This is a genomic window from Kaistella sp. SH40-3, assembly GCF_030686865.1.
In the GTDB taxonomy this organism is placed as follows: Bacteria; Bacteroidota; Bacteroidia; order Flavobacteriales; family Weeksellaceae; genus Kaistella.
Map to the genome: position 1 here is coordinate 25,864 of NZ_JAQYUS010000010.1, position 25,956 is coordinate 51,819.

A 25,956-nucleotide genomic window follows, 5' to 3' on the forward strand; every position below is an offset into this window, starting at 1 on the left:
AGTTTTAATTTTAAAATCGATTCTTATACGTCCACATGATATTTTGCACGATGCTCATATCCGTATTGATGTAGCCTTGAAAAGGATTGATTGATTGAAACCAACCCAGTCTGATTGCCCGCTCAATATTTAGTTTTGTAGCAAGCAACCAGATTTTAAGCATCGTAACATTTTGTGAAACTGAAAAAAGTAATTTGTACCGATCACCTGCTGTCGCAAGATTTAATTCTCCAGGCTTTAATAAGTCCGTAACATCAGTCGACAGTTTTATCACTTGCTCATAAGCTTTTTGGGTTGCCTTAACACCAAAAACTGCGAATTGAGGTTTGTCACTTGTCAATTCTAAAATATCGCTTGAATATTGTAAACATCGGTCTAACTCATTATAGATACTCACCACCTGTACTCCATTTTTTAAAGTTCCGGATACTTCATTTAAACCTTTTAATACTTTATTTTGAATATTGTTTGCAACAGTCATTTGAGTACTAACCCAAGTTTGAGCCTGCTGTAATTTGGTCTGCTGCTCCAAGGTTTTTTCCTGCTGATTTTCTAAATTATCAGAATATAATTTGAGAGCGAGTGTGGTTGTTACGTCAATATAAATGTTTTGAGCAAGCGCAAAACTTCCCGCAAATAACAATACGGTGATACTAAACTTTTTCATATTCAAATTTTTTAGATTCAACGAGTTCTTTAAAATTGATTTGTCTGTCGATGAGTTCCTGATCTATTATTTTTAGAATATTTTGATCGTTATACTGGACCTTTAAGTTTTTGTAGTAATCAATTACTTCACGATCCAATGGCTGTTTGTAAAGATTAACCAAGCCGACCATATTTTCCATCTTATCATCAAGAATTGAAAAATCCTTTACAAATAATTGAAGTGCTTCATCATAATTATCAGAATGATCTGCGTAATATTCAATGGCGATTTTTTCGGGCTTTTCTGTGGTGTAGGTTAGATATTGCTCTAGTGAAACTTCATTTCCATACACTTCTCCTTTAGAACCTCGCTTGATGTAAAATTCTTTGAAACGACTTCTTCCGAATTTGTTATTCAAATTATTAATGGTGAAAATTTTATTTTGCTCCACTTTATTAAGGGAAAGAAGAGATGCGATTTTATCAAAATTATCTTTGAATTTAGTTTGATCGAGAAGGATAAACGTGTCAGAATTATTAATGATAGAATCTTTTACTACCGTATTTCCTATAATGTCATCTAGTTCCTGCGTAACCACAACGGCTTCTCCCCAGAATTTTCGCACCGTTTTGTACAGATATAAGATATATCCTCCCATTAATTTAGAAGCAATTGCTTTCCACGCTTCTTCAATAATTAATGCTTTCCTTCTGTCTTTCCGCAAACGCATTTTCTGGATGAAGGTATCCATGATGATGAGCGTTACGATTGGAAATAATTTTGGATTATCTTTTACATTGTCGATTTCAAAAACGATGAAAGGTTCATCAAACAAGGTACTGTCCGCATTTTCGTTCAATGTTGTTCCATATCTTCCACCTTTATAAAAGTCTTTTAAAACAAATAAAAATGTGCGAAGTTTAAATTCATTTTCATCAATTTTATGCTTTTTATTATTTAAATAAATTGGTAAGAATTGATCGCAATATTCATAAAAACTATTGAACGATAATTCCGAAACAGATAGTTTTTCCTCCAATTCTATGATTCTTTTTATTAATGCATTCCTAATTGCATATTGCCATTCATCACTGTTTTCAGGGCGTTTAATAATGGATTTTGTCTTGGTAATAATGAGTTGAGATTCGTCATAGATCTTTCTTCTCACTTCATCATTTAAAGTTTCATAAGCTTCAAAAACTTTAAAAAATTTTGATGAATCATAATCAGGATCATTGGAATTTTTATCTGGATGATACAACTGAATTAATTTCCGTCCTTTCTCTCGAATGTCTTTCGGACTTGCATCAAACATAATTTCCAAAATGTCGTAATAGGTTTGATTTTCTTTTACTTCATTTTCATATTCCGCCTGAATATCTTCTTCGTGAATATTATATTTTTTCAAATATTGAAACAGTTCATCAGAACTTTTATCTTTAAACCACTCACTTCCACCCTTAAAAAACTGATGGTAATAAGACATTAAAACATTATCTAAAATGGATTTTTGAGTGGAACTCATCGAAGCCTCTGCACCTTGCCAAATCAAGAAAATAAGGTTGGTTAGAAATTCTATTTTTTCAATGTTGAATTCTTCTTTATCCATTAAAAAAGGATTCATCGTGATTGGCTTTTCTTCGGTGTATTGAATGTATCTTCCCCCCTTATAAGCGCACAAACCAGAATAAGAATCTCCCGTATCTACAATGATGACATCATAATTATAAGTGAGGTATTGCTCCACGATATTATTCATCAGGAAAGATTTACCAGAACCGGACGGACCAAGTACAAACTTATTTCTGTTATTTATTCTGCCGGTTTTCATTGGTAAATCTGAAGGATCTATTTTTAGTGGAACGCCTTGTCTATCAGTAAATCGCAGATAGAAATTAGAATCTTCGTTCAAGGGATAACTTTCTTTAAAAAAAAAACAAAGCGCCGCTTCGCTTGTCGTTGTAAAAAGATCATAGGATTTTAATTCCACGGCATTTCCGGGAATACAACAGCGAAAAAGCTCTAATTGATTGTAGGAATTTTGCGAAACAATAATTCCTTTCATGAACAATTTATTCTCAATCAAGGATTGGGTTTCTTCCATTTTCTCCAAGGAATCTGTGGAATAGCATATTGAAAAATGAGCGTCTACGATGAGTTGACCGTCCATTGCAATATGGTGTAACAGTTCATCTATTTCTTCTGCAACAATGGCATTTGACGGGGAATTATTGGCTACACCTTCGTGTTTTTTCTTCTTTTTTTCTAATTCCCGTTGCTTCGGTGCTTGCTGTTGTATAGAAATAATTTGATTATAAATAACTGTTTTATAGTCTTCCAGTTCATTGATAAAAGAAAAATTATCTACCGCAGTTTCCGATGCAGAACCATTTCCACCTAAATAGGAATAAGTCTCAATTTCCGAAGGCAATTCAATTTTTTCTACATCTACAAAACTGATAGTTTTTACGAATTTATCTCCAATAATCAAATGTTCACTCGTTGCTTTGATATTATTAAATGAAGGTGTTTTGGTAAAGTTCATGGTAAGAACACCGTTGATGTAGTAATCTAAATCCTTCTCTTTCAGAAATTGCGGATCGCATTCGTTCTGAGATAGCAGCATGAATATCTTCAGACACTTATCACGCAGAACTTTGTAAGATTTTGCGGAATATTTATAAGTATTCTTCTTTGAATTTTGATCTACAATGTCTGTGAAAAGTAAAAGCGTGTCTATTGTTTTAAACAGTCTTCCATCAAAATGTTCTGAATATTTGTTCTGAAGAAATTCCGTAGATTTTTCAGCAACATATTCTTTTTTGCTAAAAATATCAATTTTCTGTACGATATGATTTTCACCAATGATTGAAACAACTTGGTTCAAAATAGTATGAAATTGAAGATAGGCATCTGGATCTGCCGAATATTGTTCCACATTATTTTTGATTTGAATTCCAATAATTGGATTTCCAAACTGTCCAATAAGCGCATCAAAATTCCATTTGTTATCTTTCCCATAATCGTAACCGATAAAAGGAATCTCAAATGTTTTTTTCTTTAGTTTCATAGGAAGATATTTATTTTTTTGAAAGGTCATATATTATCGTCTCAAGGTCAATCGGAGTTTGCATTCAAATTTGACAAGGGCGATTTCATATTCTACTTTTTAGCTAAAAGTTTTGCATTTTTGAATTTAATAGGCATGATGTGTAATTCTTCTTCATTTTTTGTTTTGTTGTAAAGCCCTTTAGAATCCTGTGTTTTATAACTCAGAAAAATACCGGTTCCGCCCATTGCTCCTCCGATGAGCATTCCAAAAAGCCCGAATAATGAAGACAGAATTGCGATAATGACCAGTCCGCCGACGGCTGAACCCATTGCATAGTAGATATACTTGTCTTTCAGACCGAAAAATATAAGGGGTTTTTTAAGCCCCTTATAAAGAAAGTACCCCACTAGAATATTGCCGCAATGAAGGTTGGAACTAACAGCAGGAAAATACAAGCGCCGCCCCAACCAACAATCTCTTTGTTGATGTCCTGGTCACCGTTCGTCCATTTGTTATAAATTCTGATTCCACCAACCGTTCCTACAATAGCACCAATAGCATAAATCAGTAATCCAAGGTCATTGATATATCCTGAAATTGTAGTTGCGGCTGCACCCAGTGCAGCACTTCCACCAGATTGCGCAAACGCAGTACTCAAGGAAAAGAGGACTACAAAAGCAGTCAAACTTCTTTTCATCATTTTGTGTTTTTTCAAATTTTGATTCATCTTTTTTAAAATATTTAAGGTTTAATTTTGTGTTTTTAAAATCCTGCTGCCTGATAGACTTTATGACCATTTGTATTCGAAATCATTTGCACTGTGCTTTCTGCATCATTCAACATTTGGTACCATTGCTTTTTGTTAATTTTGCGAAGAATCTGGTTTGGGTCTTCGGTACTTACTTGATCCATCAGCTCTGGCTCATTATTTTCTATCGGAGTTACATCATCAATAACATTGTGCACGACTTCGCTTTCTACAGCATCCAAATCAAAAGAATCTATATTCTGCTCCGATTCAAATCTTCGTCTCCAAACTTCTATATCTTCTCTTTCTTCTGAAATTTCAGTATCTATTGGAAACTCTTTTTTGTTAAATGATTTCGGCGTATTCAGATTTTCTACATCTTCTATTCCGACGGTTGTTACTGCATCTCTATTTTGTTCTTCAAATTCTACCAGCGAAAAGACATCAATTTCCTCAGTAACTAAAGTAGATTCCTTTTTCACGAAAAGATCGTACACCATATTTCCGATATAGTAGAGGATGTAGAGCGCGAGTAGGATGATTAGGAATTTTGTCATATTCAATAATTTTTCTAAAGATTGGAAGTGAATGATGGGATTAAATATTGGTATCCAGGGTTTCATTGATATAAGTAATTAGTTCATTAAATGAATTTCTAACCGCATATTTCTGTTCATAGTTCAGTTGTCTGGTATTGATGGTTTGCAGACAGTTTCTCTTAAACACCGGACTTTTGATGAGTGTTCCGTATTTTGTAATTTCAGCATCCATTCCTTCCTGATTAAGATATTTATAACCTTTATCATATTTTGAGCGAATGAAGACTCTTTCTGCCTGACTTTCCAGCATTCCTAAAAAATTGACAAACACCAACGTTGATTTTGCAGAAACATCGGAATACTCAAATGGAATGATGATAAAATCACTATAAATCAAGAGATCACTGTATTTTGCATCGAGCGTTCCGGCAAGATCAAATAGGTTGATATCATCATTATCTTTTAAATCCAGTATCGTTTCGAAATCTGAAAAAGGTTGCTCCACTTCATCGCCTATAATTTCAACATCATATAATTTGGGCAGATCCAATAATTCATCCTCTTTCCATTTCTGATAAAATGACTTTTGATAATCAAAATCGAAAACATTTATTTTCCTTTTAGAGATTGTCGAAATGTAATTTGCAAAAGTGATTGCAAGTGTCGTTTTTCCGGTACCTCCTTTTTGAGTTGCAAAAGTGATTATCATTGGTAGTTTTATTATTTCCGTTTTTTTCTTTTCCTTTTGAGTTCGTTTTCGCCGGGATCTTTTGCGGTTCCAGAATTCTTCATTATTTCAAATAGCATTTCATCTACTGCTTTCATCACCTCTCCTCTGGAATTTTTTTCGGATTGTAATCTTGATTTTTCACCGCATCCCATTTCTGAATTTAAAAATCCCCGATATTCTTTCTCTCCTATCAAACTCTGCAATTCACCAACAAAATGATGTTTTGTGCTAACAGCATAGATTTCACCACTCCCACTTTTTATAATCGAAACGCTATCTTCATCAATCTTTTTGTCTTTATTAATTCTTAAATGATCTCTAACTTCGCTCTTGATTTCTCTATAAGTTTCAAGATCTTTCTTAACTCTGTTTTCAAAAAGCATAAAATCTTGCAGCTTCGCTTCCGGATTATTTCTATTAAAAATTTCCAGTAAAATCAATTTTGATTCTTTGTTCGGAATCGTAAAATCTTTTAACACTTCGAAAAGTCGCTTATCAACTTTCTCTTCGGTAAACTCAAATAGTTCACTCATTTTTAATACCTCACTTCCTTTATAGACTTTCCTGGATTTATGATCGATCAACGAATATCCAAATGGTTGATGATTATCCTTATGATGAAACACGAGGTCTATTCCAAATAACTGTCTCAGTTTCTGCTGCAGTTCACTTTCAAATTCTAACTTTATTTTCAATTCACTATCTCCAAATATATTTTTTGTTGTAGGTAATACTGATTTTTGTTTTCTCCTGTCTTCAACCTTAAACACCTTGGTTGAATAGATATCTTTATACTTCAATAGGATTGCTGTTATCTGGTTTTTCCTGCTGTCATTCTTGTTCTTCCCAAAATTTATATTGTTGAAATTAATCGTCTTTCTGGTCACTCCGTTCTTTAAGACATCAAAGGAATTATCATCCTCCTTTTTAATCAAAATAAAATGACTTCTTTCAAGGAGCGTTTCCAGTTGCTTAATCGTGCTCACTTTATAGTTCAGTAATTTTTCAAGTTCTTCATCGGGTTTAAGATCGTACAGTTTTTCAAGTGTTCTACTTAATGCTTTCTGTGATTTTAGTTTTTCGAAACTATCGTTAATCTTTTTTCCACTTGTCTTATCCACTCTTGTCGAATTAATGTGAACATGGTTATGATCGGTATCATTGTGAAAAACGACTATGAAAGGCTGTTTTCCATATCCCATTTCGGTCATGAAGTTTTCTGCGATTTCGGTAAGTTCTCCTTTGGAATGTTCCTTAAATTTTGTCGAAATCATCGCATGAAATTGAGGTTTGATTATCTTTTTGTTACCTACTGAAATTGCTCTCAGATAATTTCTCACTTGCTGCTGACCGCTTGATCTATTAATGAAAGAAGGAAAGTTTTTCATCATCATCAATTCTCCTTTTCCACCCTTTATCTTTTTTTCGTTGTAATTTACTCCGGGAAAACTCGAACCTGCCGCCGGCATTATTTTAACGATCATTTCGCAAGCACTGAATAAATCTTTTCAAAAATTCTATTTTGCTCTTTTTTAAGTATTGTCAATTGTATTATCATACTCGTAAATTTTTCCAATTCGACATCACTTATAGATTTCTGTCCGTTTGCAATTCTGGCTACTTGGTTAATATTGGTCTGTATTTTTATAAATATATTATCTTGCTTTTCCATGAATGCCAGAACGTCTTTCCTTTCATTATCGAAAATCCTATTTTCTACAGAATCTATAATTAAATCGGTCATTGAAATATGTCTTTCGCGACATACCATTTTCCATTTTGACTTTTTAAGATTATCGATCCTAAATTTTATGTTAACATCCTTGCTCAATTTTTACATTATTTATTCTAGGAAAATCATTTATACATTTAAAAATTAAGAGCTCGGCTTCCTAATCCTAGCAAGTCCTTGCACTTCTCCCCGTGTATAATATTCTGTCGACATTTTGTCTAAAGATGCTTGCGAGATTTGAATGGTGTTATTTTCTAATAGTGCCGGAAAAAAATCCGTCGAGTTTTCAGTGTGGAGTAAAACAATTTGGTTCGGATAATAACCGATATCATTTAATATTGAAGTAATGTTGATCGTAATTTTTCCCGTTATTGTACTCGAATCAGTTGACCGGTGAATTTGAAAATTAACGTTAGTAAAACCTTTCATCTTACTAAAAATAATAGCTCCTTTAAGACCAGCATAATTTTTAGTGCCTAAACTATATGATTTTAGAGAAACCAAATATTCTCTATTATTGTTTCCGTAGTAATCTACTGGTTCATTCCAAGTTGAAGTGATTTTTAGCGAATCAGTGCTTTCAGCATTAAATATTAATGAAATTCGATATTCTACTGGATCTGCTTCCTTTGCTAACGGCTGCCACTCTCTACCATCAAAAAAATAAACACCTGGTAATACAACGTTACTAACTTGCTCGGTAATATTGCTGGGTGGTGAGGTAATAAAGACGATAGCTCCTTTCTTTGTAGATGTATATAATTTTGATGCTAGTTGATCACCAGTAATTCTTGGGGGAATAATGCCATCATAGTGGTTTAAGTCATCTGGTTTTCCGACAACTTCAAAAGTCGTTTCTGGGTTTTGTGTATTTACTCCTACCTGCCCTTTTAATGAAAGAGTTAGTAAGAAGAAAAGGAAATAAATTAGTCGATCCATATTTCTGATTTTTAATTACAGGACAAAATTGAGTAATCAAAACATACGAAACAACACTGTATCAATGGTTTGGGCTAAAAGCGATTAATCTGGATTCTGATTTGAAATAAAAAGGCTAAAAAAGAGTAATCTGGGTTATTCTGGCCTCTTCCTACATTTCCATTAAAAAAAACGAGTTCCGAAGTTTTTTCCCCTTTTGCAAAAAGGCAAGATTCGTCTTTGTACTTCAACTTGAAAAGTTGTGGGTACAAAGACACATCTTGCTATTCAAAACCGGTTTATTTTTAAGAGTTCTGAAAAACAATTTATATGATTGATAAATTATTGATTTATATAAAGTTAGAAAGTATTGCTTCTAAAAAAGAAAAGAAATTGGGATAGCCCTATTTTACGCAGGTTGTTTGCAAACCAGTACTTATTTTACGCAGGTGCTGTTACTATTTTACACAGGTTCTGGAATTGGTTTGTGTTTATTTTACCCAGGTACCTGGGTTCATTTTACACATGTCCTTTGGGAAGTACATCTTGCGATCATATACTAAAAAAGGAATCGCACCTTTCACTCTTAAAACTTGAACTATTAAAATCTTTATCAATGTTTGCAAAAAAAGAATTAAAAGCTATTCTTAAATTCTTCCCTTAAAATACTTAGATAATTTTAACTAATAATTAACGTATCCACCCTCTCTCACTATGTAACTTAGTCGTGTAAAAGCATACTTATGGTAGAATCTAAAAACAGAGGTAATAAAATTATACTTACTGCTGTCTTATAAAAACTATAACCTATTGCATGAAAAATCTACTTGTTACAGCACTTACTTTAAGCTCTTCCTATTATTTAGCTCAGACCGATAAAGATACCATGAAGGTGAAAAACATTGAAGCAGTTCAATTAATTGCGAGAAAACCTACGGTGGAAAACAAAGTAGACCGAACTATCTTTAATGTTGCGAACAGTTCAATTTTATCAGGAAATACGACTTGGGATGTTCTTAGAATGACACCACTAGTAAGCATTGACAATGATGATGTAGTTAAATCTGAAGGTCAAAGCGTTACCGTTTACATCAACGACCGTAAAACTGTTTTTACTGGGAAAGATTTAAAAGAGTATCTGAATACCATTCCCGCGGACAATCTCATGAAGATCGAGGTCATTACAAGTCCTTCTGCCAAATACGAAACGACCGGCCAAGTGATCAATATTGTATTAAAGAAATTAGAAAATGAGGGTCTCAAAGGAAGCGCTAGTTTTACAAGCAGTCAGGCGTCTAGGAATTCGCAATATTCTAACCTCAATATTAATTACCATAAAAAGAATTTTACGCAGAATTTAACTGGGGGTTATGGCGAAAATACCAGCACTTATAGCAGTGACGCTGAATACTTGTTTTATGACAACAATAAAATTGAGCTTTTTAATTCTAAAAGCATCTCCTTAAGCCGAAGTCCATCTCTGTCAAGCACTTCAGAAATAGAGATTGACGAAAAAAACAATGTCGGCTTAATTTTCGATTTTAGAAAATCGAAGCGTTTTACAGACAGCGATTCTTTTGGCAGTAATTACCTCAATGGAGCGTTTGAGGATTCGTATACAAAAACCAATAATGCAATTGGAGATTATCAAAATTTAGGAACTAACTTATTTTATAAGTATTATGATAAGGTAAAAAATAAAATTTTAGATGTTAACGTAGGTATCAATTACAGACAGTCGGATGACTTTAATGAACAATTATCAAATTTCTACACTACATCAATACCAGATGGCAGCAGAATATTGGCTAAGAAGCAGGATCGAGAATACTATTTGAAGATTGATTATTCACAACCTATTGGTGAAAACGGAGGTCAATTAGAATTTGGTGGAAAATCAAATTTTAAAAACAACGTAATCCCTTACCGATATTTAAGTCTTGCTGATGGTCAATGGATCAATGACGGATCAAGAACGAATGATTTTCAGTACACCGACAATTTGAATTCTTTGTACATCAATTTCAGCAAGACCTATTTTAAAAAACTGGAGACAAGAATAGGGCTTCGATTTGAGCACCTAGCATACAAAATCAGACAAGATGTTGGGAATGTCGAACGGACTGAGTCCTATAGTACATTGCTTCCGGATCTGCTTTTAAAATATGCATTTTCTGATAATTACAATTTGACTGCCACCTACAATCATTCTATTTGGAGACCCTATTTCGCAGAATTTAATCCATTTCTTTTACCAGGAGACGACGGCGTTTTTTACCGTGGCAATTTAGATTTACAGGCAAATCCGAGTGACCGTTTCGGACTAAAATTAGGAATCAAAAAGAAATATTTCCTATCGGCAAACTATTTTTTCAGCAATCATGATTATTGGTCTTCTTATTTTATTGAAGATGAGAAAACAATTAGAATGCCTACCAATTTTGATGGAAGGATTGAACGTCTGTCAGCGAGCTTCAGTACGAACCAGACTTTTTTGAAAAATAAGTTGAGTGTGAATTTAAATGTTGGAGTTGAATATGCAGACAGTAGCGATTTCAATAAAAAAAATGATCTGAAAAATGACAGCTATATTACCAATATAAGCGGTTCTACAAACATGTCATACACCAACTTGTTCGGCAAGAATATAAATCTCAATGCTTGGGTGGGAGTTTATAGTCAGAGCAATGGAAATTCTGTTTCCAATGGACAAAATGTTTTTCATAATGTGTCTGCCACTAAAATATTTCCATTGTTGCAAATGGAAGCTACAGTGCGGCTCAACAACTTCATCGTGAAACCTAATTTTGACAATACTACTTATACCCCGATCGGCCAGTTTCGAAACAATTACGCGTCCGACTGGTATGGAGTATCTTTCTCATTGGTAAAAAGATTTGGGAATCAAAAAGTAAAAGAAAATACTAAAACCAATATAGAGAAAGATTCAGGTGGTGCCAAATAAGATGATAACTACATCTCTAATTCTCTTATTGATCATTCAAATTGTGCATACACATTTTAGAGGAGAACTAAGTGTGCAAACCTTTAAAGAGTTTTGGGCTCTCCAATAAAGTAGTACTCCATTTTTCTATTGTAATTTTATAGAATTAGAAAAATAATAAAATCTGCACAACAGAAATAACTAAGGATGATCTGCCATTTTTATTTTTATTATTCGTCTACTCCCCGATTCGATGCACAAGAAAATCGTTCGTATAAATCAAGTCTGCAAATAAGATTTGACTACAGTTTTAGGCTGCGTAGGTATTTCAATTATCCATTTGATTAATAGTTCCCAGATGTCCAACTTTCTTATTTTGGTATAGTAAGGATCGAAATCATAGCAGAAAACTGTAAAGTTTGATCCTCTTTATCATCAACAAACTGAATGATTATGGATGATGCTGCATCGTCATTTTTTAGGCTTGCTGATTCTATTATTTTGGCGTGAGGTTTTATGCACAAATAGATAGGTTTTGTAGCAGAAATAAAATTCTATTGCTACAATTTGGCGCAAAATATTTTACTTTAAAATTATTGATTGTGATTTGAAATACTAAAATTCTAAATTTAAAATTATGCAAGTTAAAGTAATAAGTTATTTTCTGACATTTTAAATTTTTTAAAAAAAATTGTGAAATTAAAAATTGAAACCCATTTAAAGAAAATGATTAGAAGTTTTTAAATTGATTTTCAAAATGTCTTCTTAAAAGCAAAATTTGTAAGAACAGCGTACCTACTGCACTAATAGCTATATATACAATAATTTTTGAGAAACTAAATAACGGTTTAAAGTCAACTAGGTAATCTCTCGAAATATCTAAACTAGTTGTAAAGTTTTCCGACTTCACATTTCCATTTATATAAAAATAAATTATAAAAGCCATGACAGTGATAAAAATACCAGCAAATACAAATTTTGAAATCGGTGGTTTATATCTATAAATTTTTGCTTTTTTTGTTTCTAATATTTGAGACATTATTTGATCAGTAAAATCTAATGAAGTAATGCTAACAGCATCTCCGAGCAAACGATTTGCCGTTGTTTTATTTACAAAAAGCACAAAAGACATTAAGAAGCGGTAAAGCTTGCAATTGTGTAAGGCGCTTTTTTAATCAAATATATTTTTTTAAAAATAGTTTTAATTTTTCATTGCTTCCTCTACTTCTTGAATTCCTTTTTTAGCATATTTATTCGACGCATCTAATTCAAGTGCTTTCTTAAAATATTTCAGAGCTGAACTGTAATTTTTATCTTGTAGGTAGGCGGTACCCAAATAATCATGGGCGTAAGAGGAGTTTGGCTTTTTTTCAACGAGATCGGTAAATATGCTAATGGCGTCTTTTACTTTTTTTAAATCTAACAAGTCGCCACCCAAATTACTCAGTGCCTCTTCTTCATCAAAATTTTCTCCCTCAAGCTTTTTGAGTTCGTTACAAAGTTGTAAAGTAGGTATTACACCTCCCTTTTCGTAAGCAACTGAAAGCATTTCAAATGTGTTTGCTGTAGGGATTTTGTAGGGTTTATTGAGCATGATCGACGCTAAGTTTTTGGCTATTCTTCCGGCAGATGCTTTGTCGCTATTGCTCAACACTATTATGGTAATAGTATCTTCTGGTATAATTAAGAGCTGAGTCGAAAATCCGTTTTGACTTCCGGAATGTCCAACAGTACTTTTGTCAAACAATTTTCCCGTCTCAGTTCCATATCCATAATTGCTTTTAAAGGGTGTAAACATTTCGGATAAGTTTTTTTTTGATATTAATTTGTTAGTGAATAATGCCTGGCTCCAAAGCTGTAAATCTGATACTGTTGATATCATTGAACCAGATCCCATCACATAATCAAGGTTCTCGTAAGGGGCATTTACATATTTGTTCAACTTGGTATAATATCCTGACGCACGATGAAAAATTACAAGCCTTGGGTTTACAGGGCCAGTGTGCTTCATGCCCAACGGGTTGAAAATATTTTTTTCCAAGTAGATTCCAAATGGCATACTGGTTAATCTTTCTATTATTATTGCTAATAAATCAAAATTTGTATTTGAATAGTTAAACCTCTCGCCTGGCGCAAACAATAATGGCTCGTTTCGCACTAAATTTATTACATCTATAAGCGTATTAGGTTTTATGCTATGTACCTCGTCCCAATCGGCAAGCCTCGAATAATTCATAATACCCGACGTGTGTGTAAGGAGATTACGAATGGTGACCGGTTTCCATGCATTCGGACAATTAGTTATATACATAGTAAGTGAGTCGTCCAGGTTCAGTTTCCCTTGCTCAACAAGTTGCATTATTGACACAGCGGTAAATTGCTTCACAATTGATCCTATTAGAAATACCGTATTTATCTTATTGGGTACTTGGTGCTCAAAGTTAGCCATACCGTATCCTTTGCTGTAAACGGTTTTTCCATTTTTTGATATTAAAATAGAACCACTGAAATAGTCATGTTTTATGGCTGCAGCCATATACTGTTCCAGTTTATGAGTATTTAACGACTGACCTGATGTGGTTGCGGTTAAGCTTAATAAAATTAATATAACACAAACTATTTTGCATTTTGGTAGAGTTTTTGGAAGCATATTGTACAATAGATTTTTAATGTGCCTACAAAATTATATGCATGTTACTTCCTAAAATAGAATAAAATTAATGTAGGCTTAAATTAAAGTTTTCTAAATTCTTTTGGTAATAAACCTGTGCAATGTTTAAAACATCGTACAAAATGACTTTGATCAGCAAATCCACAACTATAGGCGATTTCAGTTAAAGAAATAGCTGAGTTTTTAATAAGTGAAAGACTATGTTCTATTTTTATCTTTCTCATGTATTCGCTCAATGTTTCCTCATGAAATTTTGAAAAATAAGTAGAAATAGTAACCGGGTGAACATTTGCAATGATTGCCAATTCTTCTAACGATACTGTATTATTCCAATTATCATGTAAATAAGCTTTCACTTTTAATAACCATTGAGGCGCAGTATTTAAAATCTTTGTCTGCGAGAATAAATTTAGTAATAGCATTTCAATAGATAAATTGGCATTGCAACTCTCGTTATATTCTAACTCTTTTAATGTTTTTAGCAAGGTAAACTTCAGCTTATGGGTATTTGTAATAGCAAGCTCCAACTGTGATTCTGTTAAATCATATTTATTTATAAATGAGCTGTCTAATTCAATTACAATGCTCTTAACGAGATGATTTCTTTCAACTGTTTCATGGGCTTCACCTGCCCGGTAAAAGAAAATATCTCCTCCATTTCGTGCATAAACTTTGCCATGTCTTTTTTCCTTGTCGCTTCCTAGGAGCAGAAAGCAAATATGCGGATTTAAATGATAGTGGTCGCCTGGGTTGGGATCCTCTAATGCGTACTGTACAGTATTAATAAAGATACCATTATTGCGCATCTGCCGCATTATTTTCCCTGTATAAAATCCCTTTTCTAAAACTTGCATATAGTTTTTATCCCGCTAAATTACTATTTAGTTGGCAATTTTAAGTTGTTTTCTGCAGTCATAACTATTTTTAAACTCCACTTTAATGCCGAGTTCTCGAGCCAACTCCGAGATATTGTTTCTTTCATTACTTAAAAGAATAGCTTTTGTCTTAAAAGCAGGATCATAAATTTTATGTTCTTGTTTCCTATGTTAAAATTAAGGTTTTGTGCTCTCTACTACAGGGCTTATTTATGGTTTTGAAGAAAAATTAAACTCTTATGTGCCAATTTAGTGTCGCAATCTATGTGAAATAAAAATTGTACAGTATGTTAATCCCTATTATTAAGTCAGTTTCCAAAATTCTTTTGTGCCGCTTATATGCCAAAAATTACAATATTTCCCAAAATCCTTCTTTTTTACTTCCAGACCTTTTTATAATATGGTCGTGTTTTAAACCAGTAAGAATTCGGTTCATCGTTCGGAGGGAAATATCAAGATTCTCTCCCATCTGCGCTATAGTAATTTTCGGATCTTCCTTAATCAAATCCAGAACTTGTTGTTGCACACTCACTTCCACAAAATTAAAAATCACATAAAATCCATTATCCTCATATCTGAAAATTGGAACAGGAATTTTCGCGGCTTTAGCTTCGTTGAAAATTTTAATTGTACCTCTTCCCCAGGATTCTATAAGTCCGCTACGGAAAAAAGCATTAGCAATGTCAGGATTGTAGGGTCGGGAAGGATGCTTCACTTTCAGTTTTGCCACCGTCCAATTTTCAGGTAATTCGCCCTCATTCCAAATAATAAGTTTGTCATCGTAAACGCTGATTTGAATTGGGATACCGCTGGAATAATCTTTATGAATAATAGCATTTAGAACGGCCTCTCGTAATGCTCCAACCGGAACTGGAAAAGTTTCTTTCCTCTGTAAACCTTCATAGGTGATTTGTGCTTTTAGATATTTGCTAACCAATAAATCCATCACTTTGTCCACCTGCTCAAAAAGAGAACCTCTTACTTCATCCTGGTAAGCCAAATCATCATCGGTATTGAAAAATCCGATCTTTATAGTTGCGCCGGTAAATATTTTTTCGGGTTTCGGATGAAAAAGTAAAACAGCCGCTTTTTTTAAGTATCCGTTTATATCGACAAGATTTAGTTTTTCAAGTAATTCATGCGGTGAATCACCCTGAACATCTTCGTCAAAGCGTTGTGTTTCAGATGCACGATCTTTAAACAACTTGAATGCAAGATCAGAAAGATCGGCTTCCTTACTATACGGTTCTGGCGTTCCATCCCATTTCTGACCTTGTTTTCCTAATAGAAATTTATCAAGTGCTGCACCTTTCAATTCTTGATTTGTGGCACCACTGCGGTAGTAATATTTACCTTTATAATTAACAGGATAAGGATAAGCATCTGTGATAATTTCCAAATATTCTTTATCTGAATCATTTTTAATATTCACATCTACTAGAACTCCTAAAATATCTTTTACCTTATTTGGTAAATCTTCCGCTAATTTTTTTGCTTCCGAAATTCCTTTAATATTTCCTTTATCATCAATCCCAATATACATCTTACCACCATTTGCATTCGCAAAACCACAGACCCACTTGATGTATTCATCACGCCAGCTTTCTTTATATTCCATATTCTGATTTTCCATTGATTAAGATATATTGCAAAAATAGGGATTCGCTTATTAACACTATTTTAATATTACATTTATTTAACTTATTTTTAAACGTTTTTACAATAGAATTGTAAAAACTTCTAAAAATATAACACCATATAAAGTAATTGTGAAAAATCAAAAGGCATTAATTGAACAGATAAAAGATGGTAAAGTAATCTTGTTTTTAGGAGCGGGGTCAGCATTTGATTCAGTTCATCCAACCGGTATTAAACCATTGACAGGGAAGCAATTAGCTCATAAAATTGCGGATAAATTTTTAGGCGAAGAATATTTGGAGTATGATCTTCAAAATGTCTCTGAATTAGCAATTAATGAAACTGATTTATATACGGTTCAGAAGTTTGTCGCAGATATTTTTAAAGATTTTAATCCTGGAAAACATCATTTAAGAATTCCTTTGTATAAATGGAATTCTATATATACTACAAATTATGATTTATTGATTGAAAGGTCTTACGAAAAAGTAAAAAATAGTGTTCAAACACTTTCGACTTTTATTAAAAACGGCGAGAGGATTCAAGATAAATCAACTTCAGGATTTTCCGTATTTTATAATAAACTGCACGGATCTATAAGTGAAATAAATGATGTTAATCTACCACTTATTCTTACCCCTGATCAATATGTGGATCATAGAAAAAACAGATCTAGATTATTTGAAAGACTTAAAGAACAAGCATATGAATATCCAATTTTATTTGTTGGATTTAGTTTTGCCGATTATGATATAAGACAAACATTAAAAGAACTTTCTGAATTAGGAACTGCTAGACCACGGTCATATATGATAGGTCCTAATATTACAGACAAAGAAGCTAGTTTGTGGGAAACTAAAAAAGTAACCTCCATAAAAATGTCTTTTAAGGAATTCATGGAAGGATTGGAAACTGAAATTTCTGAAAATGATCGAATTTTGAGTAGTATAATTTCTGAAAAAGTTCAACATCCTATAATGAGTAAGTTTAACTCAGAATCTTTACCATTACCAACTCGTCTTTTAGAATTTTTAAATCAAGATGTTGATTATATCCATCCAAATATTGCAGAGAAAGATACAGATCCAACAATGTTTTATAAAGGATATTTTGAAGGATGGGATCCTATTATCAAAAATTTTGATGTCCAAAGAGGCATTACAGATATTATCCTATCTGAAGTGTTTTTAATAGAGGAGGAAGACAGAATAAAAAGTCAGGAATTGTTTCTAATAAATGGAAATGCGGGTTCAGGTAAAACAGTTTTTTTACATAGACTTGCGTGGGAAGCGGGTAATAATTATGAAAAATTATGCTTGTTTTATAAATCCGACTCTTCAATAGAATATAATAGATTATCTGAAATATTTCAATTATCTAAAGAAAGAATCTTTCTTTTTGTAGATGGAAGCACTGATAAAGTTGACGATCTTGAGTATATTTTAAATAAATCCAAAAAAGACAATATACTAATAACAATAATTTGTTCGGAGAGAACAAATGTATGGAATGTTGTGGGAGAAAAATTGCAGATATTTTTAGATAGAGTTTATACACTTGGTTACTTAAATGATGTAGAAATAGAAGATTTAATTACTTTATTATCTAAATATAAATCTTTGGGTTATTTAACAGATAAAAGTGAAGTAGAGAAAAAAAAGGCACTTTCTGAAAAATCTGGAAGGGAATTATTAGTTGCTTTATATGAAGCCACTGCAGGAAAACCATTTCCTGATATCGTAATGGACGAGTATAATTCAATTCCAAATGAAGATGCACAGAAATTGTATTTGGCGATTTCGATGTTTCATAGAATCGGTACGTACGCTAGAGCAGGTAATATTGCAAGACTTTATGATATAAGTTTCAATTATTTTCGCGATAAATTATTTCGGCCGTTAGAATCTGTCGTCTATTATTCCAGAAATTATTCTATAAATGACTACGTTTTTACAACAAGGCATCAACATATTGCGGAATTAGTATTTGAGCAAGTACTTATAAATCAGGATGATAGATTTCAAATGTATATTTCGGTAATATCTAAATTAGACGTAGATTATGACAGCGATCGACAACTTTTTATGGAAATTACGAATGCAAGAAAATTGATGAGTGCTTTTAAAGATGTAGAAATGATACGAAATATTTACGAAGTTGCGTATGATAATATTGGAAGAGAAGCAAAACTAATACAACAAGAATCTATTTTTGAAATGATTGCGGATGGAGGGAACATAGAAAAAGCAAATATGCTACTAAATGAAGCCATAAATATAGATCCAGAGAATTTAGTTATTTTACATTCTAAAGCTGAATTTTTATTGAAAAAAGCTGAAAGATCAAGTCAAAAGTTAGTCATAAAAAAATATGTAGAAGCTTCTAAAGAAATATGTAGAGAACTCATTGGGAATCGGAAAAATAAAAATAATGTACACCCATATCATACTTTACTTAAAGTTTATTTATTAGAAATTAAAAATTCATTAGAAGAAGGTAATAGCAGTTTGGTTGAAACTAAAGTTAATGAATTTGAAAGAACAATAACTAAAGCTTTACAAACTTTTCCAAATGAAAGTTTCTTTTTAGATGCAGAATCGAACTTTAATAGTTTAATTAATGATACACCAAAAGCATTAGAATCATTAGAGAAGGCATTTGATTTAAATAAAAGAAGCCCTTATTTGGCAACGAGGCTATCTAACTACTATTTGAACAATGAAAGGTTAGACGATGCTATTAAAGTTATTGAAGATGCGATCCAATTTAATATAAATGACAAAGAACTAAATTATAAATTTTCGGTATTGTTAGCTTTAAGAGCTCCGGAATCATATACTGATTTAAGACATTATTTAAGAAAATCATTTACAAAAAATGATAAGCGTTATGAAGCGCAATTTTGGTATGCTCGGATCCTATACCTACTTAATGATGATGAAAACAAAGAGTATTTTGAATATTTAAAAAATGTTCCGTTGGATGTAAGAGTTAAAAAGCATACAAAAGGCTTTGTTACTGAAAAAGGTGATAAGATAATATATGAAGGTAGAATTATAAAACTTGAAGCATCATATGGCTTTATTAAGCAAGATTTAAGTGGTGAAACTATATATTTTTACAGGGATAGTAAATCAGATTATAAAGATTTAAGAATAAACGAATCTGTAAAATTTCATAAAGCATTCAATTATAACGGCCCTGTTTCAATACTAATCTAGTAGAAAAATTATTTTTTGATTACTAAAATTTTACAGATATCTCGATTATGTCCCAAAATCTCCTCTCTCCCCGACAATCCCTCAATAAATCTTTCCTGAAGTTAAAACCTAGCAGAAAAGATATTGAACATTTCAAATCAAATCTAATTGGTTTTCTAGATGGGATCAATGAAAAGGAATCTGAAGAGTTTCAGAAAAACCTTATATCAGATTTCTTAAAGAAAATTGCATTTGAACCTAATTTTTATATCAATACAAAAGGTAGAAACGATCTTGTAATTCATACCGATAAAAGCCATTCCAGTCCTGTAGGTGTAATCATTGAAACGAAACAGTCGGCGAATAGTGCTGAAATGATGACAGTAAATAAACTCAATACTAAATCTTTTCAGGAACTGGTTTTGTATTATTTACGGGAACGTTTTACTCTTAAAAATCTGGAAGTAAAACATCTTATTGCTACCAATACTTACGAGTGGTTCATTTTTGATGCTGTTCTTTTTGAAACGCTCTTCGCAAAAAATAAAGTGCTGGTTAAAAAATTTGAAGATTTTGAAGCCGGGCGACTTTCTGGTACAACCACAGATTTTTTCTACACTCAGATTGCAAAACCTTTTATTGATGAAGTCGCAGCACAAATCGTATTCACTCATTTTAATTTGAGGGACTACGATAAAGTTGCAAGGAACGCAGATAAGAAAGATGATAACAAATTGATTAGTCTAGTTAAAATTTTCTCTCCACAACACTTATTGAAACTTCCTTTTGTAAATGATAGTAATACTTTAGATAAAGGGTTCTACAATGAACTACTCCATATAATCGGACTTACCGAAATCAAAGAAGGTGGAAAAAGATTGATTGACAGAAATAAATCGGGAGAGAGAAATTCCGGTTCTTTGTTAGAAGATACTGTAATTCAACTCGACAGTTTAGATAAGGTGAGTCGAGCAAAAAGAATTTTTCTGCAAGGCGAAACTTATGATGAAAAATTATTTAATATCGCATTGGAACTGAATATTACTTGGATCAATCGTATCCTGTTTCTTAAGTTATTGGAAGGACAATTGATCAGCTACCATGAAGGAGATCGATCTTATGCGTTTTTGAATATTAGTAAAATAAAACATTTTGATGATCTCAATACCTTATTTTTTCAAGTTTTAGCAAAGAAATTTGAGGATAGAAATTCAGATGTTTATGAGCTCTTTAAAAAAGTTCCTTATCTGAATAGTTCGCTGTTTGAACCTACGGAACTAGAGCACAATACATTGATGTTGAGTAACCTTCGGGATGAGAAGAAAATTCCGATTCTAGGTTCTACCGTTTTGAAAGATTCTCAAGGAAGGAAGAGAACCGGAGAGATATCTACATTGCAATATGTTTTTGAGTTTTTAGATGCGTATGATTTTGCCAGTGAAGGTTCGGAAGAAATTCAAGAAGACAATAAAACTATCATCAATGCGTCAGTTTTAGGGCTGATCTTTGAAAAAATTAACGGCTACAAGGATGGATCGTTCTATACACCAGGTTCCATTACGATGTATATGAGCAGGGAGGTTTTACGGAAATCTTGCGTAGATAAATTCAATGAAGCTAAAAATTGGGAATGCAGTAATTTCGAAGATTTAACAGAAGACATTAATTCTTATATTAAGGATTTTCCGACGGGTAGAAAAGATGCTAGAAAAGAGTTAAATCAAATTTTTAATTCTTTACGAATTTGTGATCCGGCTGTAGGTTCGGGACACTTTCTGGTTTCAGTACTTAATGAACTCATTTCCATCAAACATGATTTGAATATTTTATGTGATAAAAATTTTGAGGTTTTAAATTCCTATGAAATCACCGTTCAAAATGATGAACTAATTATCGAAGCGGATAAAGTTTTCTTCAAATACAATCCTAAAAACAAGGAGAGTCAACGTGTTCAAGAAACTCTTTTTCATGAAAAGGAAACATTAATTGAAAATTGTCTTTTCGGAGTAGATTTAAATCCAAATTCAGTGAAAATATGCCGTTTACGACTTTGGATTGAGTTGCTTAAAAACGCTTATTATAAAACAGAAACGGAACTGGAAACGTTACCGAACATTGACATTAATATTAAAAATGGAAATTCTTTGGTCAGTCGTTTCGCTTTAGACACCGATTTAAAATCTGCTTTTAAAAAATCGAAAATTACCGTAGACGATTATAAAAATGCAGTTCGCGATTATAAAGATGCTGAAAGCAAAGAGAAAAAGCGAAATCTTGAGCAGTTCTTAGAAGAATTGAAATCTAGTTTCCGTACAGAAATCAGTTTAAACAGTAAAGAAGTTAGAAGCTTAAATGTATTACGTGCTGAGTATTTTACAAAATATGGAAGTGAACAACTTTTTGGTGAAAGTTTAAGTAAAGCTCAACAAAAGGATAAAAAGGAAATAGAAGGTAAAATTACTAAACTGGAAGACGTTTTAGCTGAAATTAAAGATAATAGAATCTATCAAAATGCTTTTGAATGGCGTTTTGAATTCCCAGAGATCCTAAATAGTGATGGTGATTTTGTAGGTTTTGATGTGATCATAGGTAATCCACCTTACATACAGCTTCAAAAAATGAGGGAGGATAGTGAAATACTAGAAAAAAGAGGTTTTGAAACTTTTGCAAAAACGGGAGATATCTACAGTTTATTCTATGAGCAGGGTTTTAACGTTTTGAAGAAAAACGGTCTCTTAATGTACATCACTTCAAATAAATGGATGCGCGCAGCTTATGGTGAAAGTCTGCGAAAATTCTTTGCAGAAAAAACCAATCCACTTACACTGATCGATTTTTCAGGCAATCAAATCTTTGATACCGCTACTGTTGACACCAATATTTTAATGTTTGCGAAGCAAGAAAATCAGTTAAAAACAAAAGCTTGTATTATCAAAGAAAAGCTGTTAATTAATTTGAGCGTTTTTGTTAGTCAGAATTCTGAAAAAAGTAAATTTTCAACAAGTGATAGTTGGGTTATATTAAGTGAGATAGAGCAGAGTATTAAACGTAAAGTTGAAGCAGTGGGAACGCCGTTAAAGGATTGGGACATCAGTATCAATCGTGGTATTCTTACAGGTTATAATGAGGCTTTTATTATTGATGGTAAGAAAAGAGAGGAGTTAATCGCCGAAGATCCAAAATCTGCCGAAATTATACGACCGATTTTACGCGGCAGAGACATCAAACGATATTCTTACGAATTTGCAAATCTATGGCTCATTAACACCCATAATGGAATAAAAGAAAAGGGGATAAAACCTGTAGATACTAGCGACTTCCCAGCTATTAAAAAACATTTAGATCAATATTCTACACAACTTCAAAAACGATACGACAAAGGAGATTCTTCATACAATTTAAGAAACTGTGCATATATGGACGATTTTTCTAAACAGAAAATCATCTGGAAGAGAGTTGGTTCGTTATTAAAATTCTGTTATGATGAATCAGGAGTTATTACTTTGGATAGTACTTGTTTCGCTACAGGGAAATTTATCAAATATTTAATTGCTTTTTTGAATTCATCTATTGGGAACTATTTACTACAAGATTCCCCAAAAACAGGTACGGGCGATTTGCTTGTGAGTGTACAAGCCATAAATCCGATTGTTGTTCCTATTCCGAAAGAGATATTTGAAAACAAAATAAACCTCTTAATTGATCAATTATTACAAAATTCAGATAAAAAAATTGAAGATTTAATTAATTCATCTTTTTACGATTTATTTAATTTTTCTCTGGATGAAATTGAATTTATTGAAATTCAATAAACTTAATTTCTTCGCTTGATAGCCCAATAATATCTATTACTATTTTATCGATTTGTTCTTCAAAATTTTCGGATTTATTGTTGACTAAATTCACAATATTTTGGCGAGATTTAAAATCAAAGGATGGAATTAAAATTTTTTCCAAATACACTTTCTGCATTAAAAAGCCTCCATCATCCAAAATAGAAACATATTGGTAACAGAGATATTTTCCTATTATGGAATTTAGAATTGCAGTTATAAATTTTATATCCTTACCTGTACCGATGAAACAAGTCTTATCGGTTACAAATTGACCCTTCTCTTCAATGCCAAAACGAGGAAATCGTTCATTTTTGTTCTTATGTACTCTCATAGTTTCTGCCCAAAGCATTTTCTGTTTAGAAAAATCGTCCCAATAACCTATCGCATCTTGCGTTTCAAACCACTTGTTATTAGTCTTTTTTCTCGCTCCTTTGTCACCCGTTTGTTTTATTCGATCATAGCCAAATGACAGAAGGTGTTGTTTTACAGCAGGGTAAATTTCAATGTCAACTTTTAAACTAGGAAAAGTAGATATTAAATATAAATCTGCAAATTCATAAGAATATCGCTTGATATCGCGACCTCTTAATAATGGTCGTTTTTTATAATCATATTTGGATAAATTACATTTACTCAAATAAGATTTGCAATAAAAAAAGGTCTGATATAAAATCATCAATTTTGGTTTATTTTAAATGCCATTAACAATTTAAATTGAACAATTATGATTTATGGTTACATCCGCGTAAGCACAGATAAACAAACATTAGAGAATCAACGCTATGACATCAACCAATTTTGCGAGCGCAATGTTTTTGTCATTGATAAATGGATTGAAGAAACGATCTCGGGAGCAAAGGATCTTAACGATCGTAAACTCGGTAAACTGCTCAAGAAAATGAAAAAGGATGATGTTCTCATCTGCTCCGAACTTTCTCGACTTGGCAGAAATCTCCTTATGATTATGGGAATTCTTAATGAATGCATGAATCGGGATATTCAAGTCTGGACGATAAAAGATAATTACCGATTAGGAAGCGATATTAATTCTAAAGTCCTGGCTTTTGCTTTTGGTCTCTCTGCAGAAATAGAACGCAATCTCATTTCACAAAGAACCAAAGAGGCTTTGGCCAGAAAAAAAGCAGAAGGTGTTATTCTCGGTCGTCCAAAAGGAAGAAAATCCACGAAAACAAAACTGACTGGACAGGAGAAAAAAATAAAAGAACTTCTAGATAAGAATGTTTCTTTTTCTGCCATTGGTAGAATTTTAAATGTCCACAGATTGACGGTTTCCAAATTTGTGAAGGAAAGGTTGGATTAATTATTTTAATTTTAATGGTTATATTTGAGACTGTTAGGAAAGTTAATGTACACATTAGCGAAATCAATACTTACATGAAATTAAATACCAACCCAACTTCTAAACAACTTGCCGAAATCAAATCTTGGCTTGTGGAAGAAAAGAAAAATTTTAATGAAGGTTTTTACTGCAATTGGAACATTATTGAAAATTCATTTAATGAAAATAAACTGTTTGTTCTCGAATTTGATAAAAAGATTGTTGGATTTATTACCTGGACTAATCATCAGAAAAAATATGTTGACATTGATATTATGGAAATCAATCGAAGTTTTAGAAAGAGAGGCTTTGGAAGGATTTTATATAAAAAAACAGAAGAATTTTTCGCTGAACACAAATATATAGCGATCAAACTTTTTTGTGCACCAGAAAATTCTGAATCATTTTGGAAAAAAATGGAATTTATAAAGTTTCCTTATAGAGGTTATTCCGAATCAGAACTAATTTATTATAAGCCTCTGATAAATGCGAAAGAACTTTCGGTTGGTAAATTTTTAGCAAATAAAATTGAATTGTGGAATGTTGAACCGTACGAATTAAAAGAGCAAGAACCCAAATGGACTTGGGAGATTTACAATAATAATTATCCGATACTTCAACCATGCAATCCTAATTGGAATTTAAGACTAACTAAAAATGGACAAATAGTGAAAGAAGACAAAATAAAATATTTTGACAGTGAGAAAGAAATTGAATTTGGACCATTTTTATATTTAACATTGACGGAATAAAAAGAAAACACACTAAAAATAAAATGTCTTTTCCTACTGATGATGCCGTTTTAAAGTCTGTTTTCCTCGCCTTGAGAGAAGCTACCAAAAAATGGACAATGCCGATCCGGGATTGGGGAATTGTATTAAATCAATTTATGATTATTTTTGCAGAAAGGCTCAAATTATAAAAATTCAAGCCTCAAACTTTTCAACTTACACACTTTACGGGACAGCGTCTGTCTTTATCAATTTTTTACTCATATTTTGTTCGCAATCTACTACACATTCTGCAGCGTTACGCAAATGGAATTATACTGTTAAAAATTAAAAATCATTAAGTAAAACACACCC

19 protein-coding genes and 1 pseudogene are annotated in these 25,956 nt (G+C 32.4%); 6 read left to right on the forward strand and 14 right to left on the reverse strand.

Features of this window, described 5'->3' with window-relative positions; genetic code table 11:
- Positions 1–10: 10 nt before the first annotated feature.
- The 9 genes from PUH65_RS13725 to PUH65_RS13765 form a co-directional block, all read right to left on the reverse strand.
- Positions 11–667, reverse strand: coding sequence for a hypothetical protein (locus PUH65_RS13725; RefSeq protein ID WP_305520766.1), 657 nt, complete (start codon positions 665–667; stop codon positions 11–13).
- Entirely contained in the window at positions 654–3,719 is a 3,066-nt protein-coding gene (locus tag PUH65_RS13730; RefSeq protein ID WP_305520767.1) for a TraG family conjugative transposon ATPase, read from the reverse strand. Before PUH65_RS13730 ends, PUH65_RS13725 begins: the two co-directional genes overlap by 14 nt.
- A 92-nt stretch (positions 3,720–3,811) precedes the next feature.
- Positions 3,812–4,030, reverse strand: coding sequence for a hypothetical protein (locus PUH65_RS13735; RefSeq protein WP_370692048.1), 219 nt, complete (start codon positions 4,028–4,030; stop codon positions 3,812–3,814).
- Positions 4,031–4,107: 77 nt separating this feature from the next.
- Positions 4,108–4,401: a DUF4134 family protein gene (locus tag PUH65_RS13740; protein ID WP_305520769.1), complete on the reverse strand. Its 294-nt coding sequence runs from the start codon at positions 4,399–4,401 to the stop codon at positions 4,108–4,110.
- Between the two features lie 62 nt (positions 4,402–4,463).
- The gene (locus tag PUH65_RS13745) at positions 4,464–5,006 is read right to left on the reverse strand and encodes a hypothetical protein (protein WP_305520770.1); all 543 of its coding nucleotides are present in this window, start codon (positions 5,004–5,006) and stop codon (positions 4,464–4,466) included.
- 40 nt (positions 5,007–5,046) lie between these two features.
- Positions 5,047–5,697, reverse strand: coding sequence for a ParA family protein (locus PUH65_RS13750; RefSeq protein ID WP_305520771.1), 651 nt, complete (start codon positions 5,695–5,697; stop codon positions 5,047–5,049).
- Between the two features lie 11 nt (positions 5,698–5,708).
- Positions 5,709–7,202, reverse strand: coding sequence for a relaxase/mobilization nuclease domain-containing protein (locus PUH65_RS13755; RefSeq protein ID WP_305520772.1), 1,494 nt, complete (start codon positions 7,200–7,202; stop codon positions 5,709–5,711).
- On the reverse strand, positions 7,199–7,462 hold the full coding sequence (locus PUH65_RS13760) for a hypothetical protein (RefSeq protein WP_305520773.1): 264 nt from the start codon (positions 7,460–7,462) through the stop codon (positions 7,199–7,201). The genes PUH65_RS13755 and PUH65_RS13760 overlap by 4 nt, the downstream gene beginning before the upstream one ends.
- 132 nt (positions 7,463–7,594) lie before the next feature.
- Entirely contained in the window at positions 7,595–8,389 is a 795-nt protein-coding gene (locus PUH65_RS13765) for a hypothetical protein (RefSeq protein WP_305520774.1), read from the reverse strand.
- Between the two features lie 793 nt (positions 8,390–9,182).
- Here PUH65_RS13765 and PUH65_RS13770 point away from each other — a divergent pair.
- Positions 9,183–11,333: an outer membrane beta-barrel protein gene (locus tag PUH65_RS13770; protein ID WP_305520775.1), complete on the forward strand. Its 2,151-nt coding sequence runs from the start codon at positions 9,183–9,185 to the stop codon at positions 11,331–11,333.
- 709 nt (positions 11,334–12,042) lie between these two features.
- Here the strand turns inward: PUH65_RS13770 and PUH65_RS13775 are convergent.
- From PUH65_RS13775 to PUH65_RS13790, 4 genes are all read right to left on the reverse strand, one after another.
- Positions 12,043–12,444 carry a hypothetical protein gene (locus tag PUH65_RS13775; protein WP_305520776.1) on the reverse strand — a complete coding sequence of 134 codons (402 nt, stop codon included), beginning with the start codon at positions 12,442–12,444 and terminating at the stop codon, positions 12,043–12,045.
- Between the two features lie 69 nt (positions 12,445–12,513).
- Complete coding sequence (locus PUH65_RS13780; protein ID WP_305520777.1) at positions 12,514–13,962, reverse strand: serine hydrolase; 1,449 nt, start codon at positions 13,960–13,962, stop codon at positions 12,514–12,516.
- Between the two features lie 83 nt (positions 13,963–14,045).
- The gene (locus tag PUH65_RS13785) at positions 14,046–14,837 is read right to left on the reverse strand and encodes an AraC family transcriptional regulator (protein WP_305520778.1); all 792 of its coding nucleotides are present in this window, start codon (positions 14,835–14,837) and stop codon (positions 14,046–14,048) included.
- 370 nt (positions 14,838–15,207) lie between these two features.
- Entirely contained in the window at positions 15,208–16,491 is a 1,284-nt protein-coding gene (locus tag PUH65_RS13790) for an ATP-binding protein (RefSeq protein WP_305520779.1), read from the reverse strand.
- A gap of 136 nt (positions 16,492–16,627) precedes the next feature.
- Here PUH65_RS13790 and PUH65_RS13795 point away from each other — a divergent pair, with 136 nt between their 5' ends.
- Together PUH65_RS13795 and PUH65_RS13800 are read left to right on the forward strand one after the other, a co-directional pair.
- Complete coding sequence (locus tag PUH65_RS13795; protein WP_305520780.1) at positions 16,628–19,717, forward strand: SIR2 family protein; 3,090 nt, start codon at positions 16,628–16,630, stop codon at positions 19,715–19,717.
- Between the two features lie 47 nt (positions 19,718–19,764).
- Positions 19,765–23,508, forward strand: a complete 3,744-nt coding sequence (locus PUH65_RS13800) for an Eco57I restriction-modification methylase domain-containing protein (RefSeq protein WP_305520781.1) — start codon at positions 19,765–19,767, stop codon at positions 23,506–23,508.
- Here the strand turns inward: PUH65_RS13800 and PUH65_RS13805 are convergent.
- Complete coding sequence (locus tag PUH65_RS13805; protein WP_305520782.1) at positions 23,492–24,208, reverse strand: TaqI-like C-terminal specificity domain-containing protein; 717 nt, start codon at positions 24,206–24,208, stop codon at positions 23,492–23,494. The genes PUH65_RS13800 and PUH65_RS13805 overlap by 17 nt on opposite strands.
- Positions 24,209–24,256: 48 nt before the next feature.
- Here PUH65_RS13805 and PUH65_RS13810 point away from each other — a divergent pair, with 48 nt between their 5' ends.
- The 3 genes and pseudogenes from PUH65_RS13810 to PUH65_RS13820 form a co-directional block, all read left to right on the forward strand.
- Complete coding sequence (locus tag PUH65_RS13810) at positions 24,257–24,853, forward strand: master DNA invertase Mpi family serine-type recombinase (RefSeq protein WP_305520783.1); 597 nt, start codon at positions 24,257–24,259, stop codon at positions 24,851–24,853.
- Between the two features lie 74 nt (positions 24,854–24,927).
- Complete coding sequence (locus PUH65_RS13815; RefSeq protein WP_305532491.1) at positions 24,928–25,623, forward strand: GNAT family N-acetyltransferase; 696 nt, start codon at positions 24,928–24,930, stop codon at positions 25,621–25,623.
- Positions 25,617–25,793 (forward strand): annotated as a pseudogene (locus tag PUH65_RS13820) (IS256 family transposase); the annotation flags it as partial. The gene PUH65_RS13815 and the pseudogene PUH65_RS13820, both read left to right, overlap by 7 nt.
- Positions 25,794–25,956: the final 163 nt, after the last annotated feature.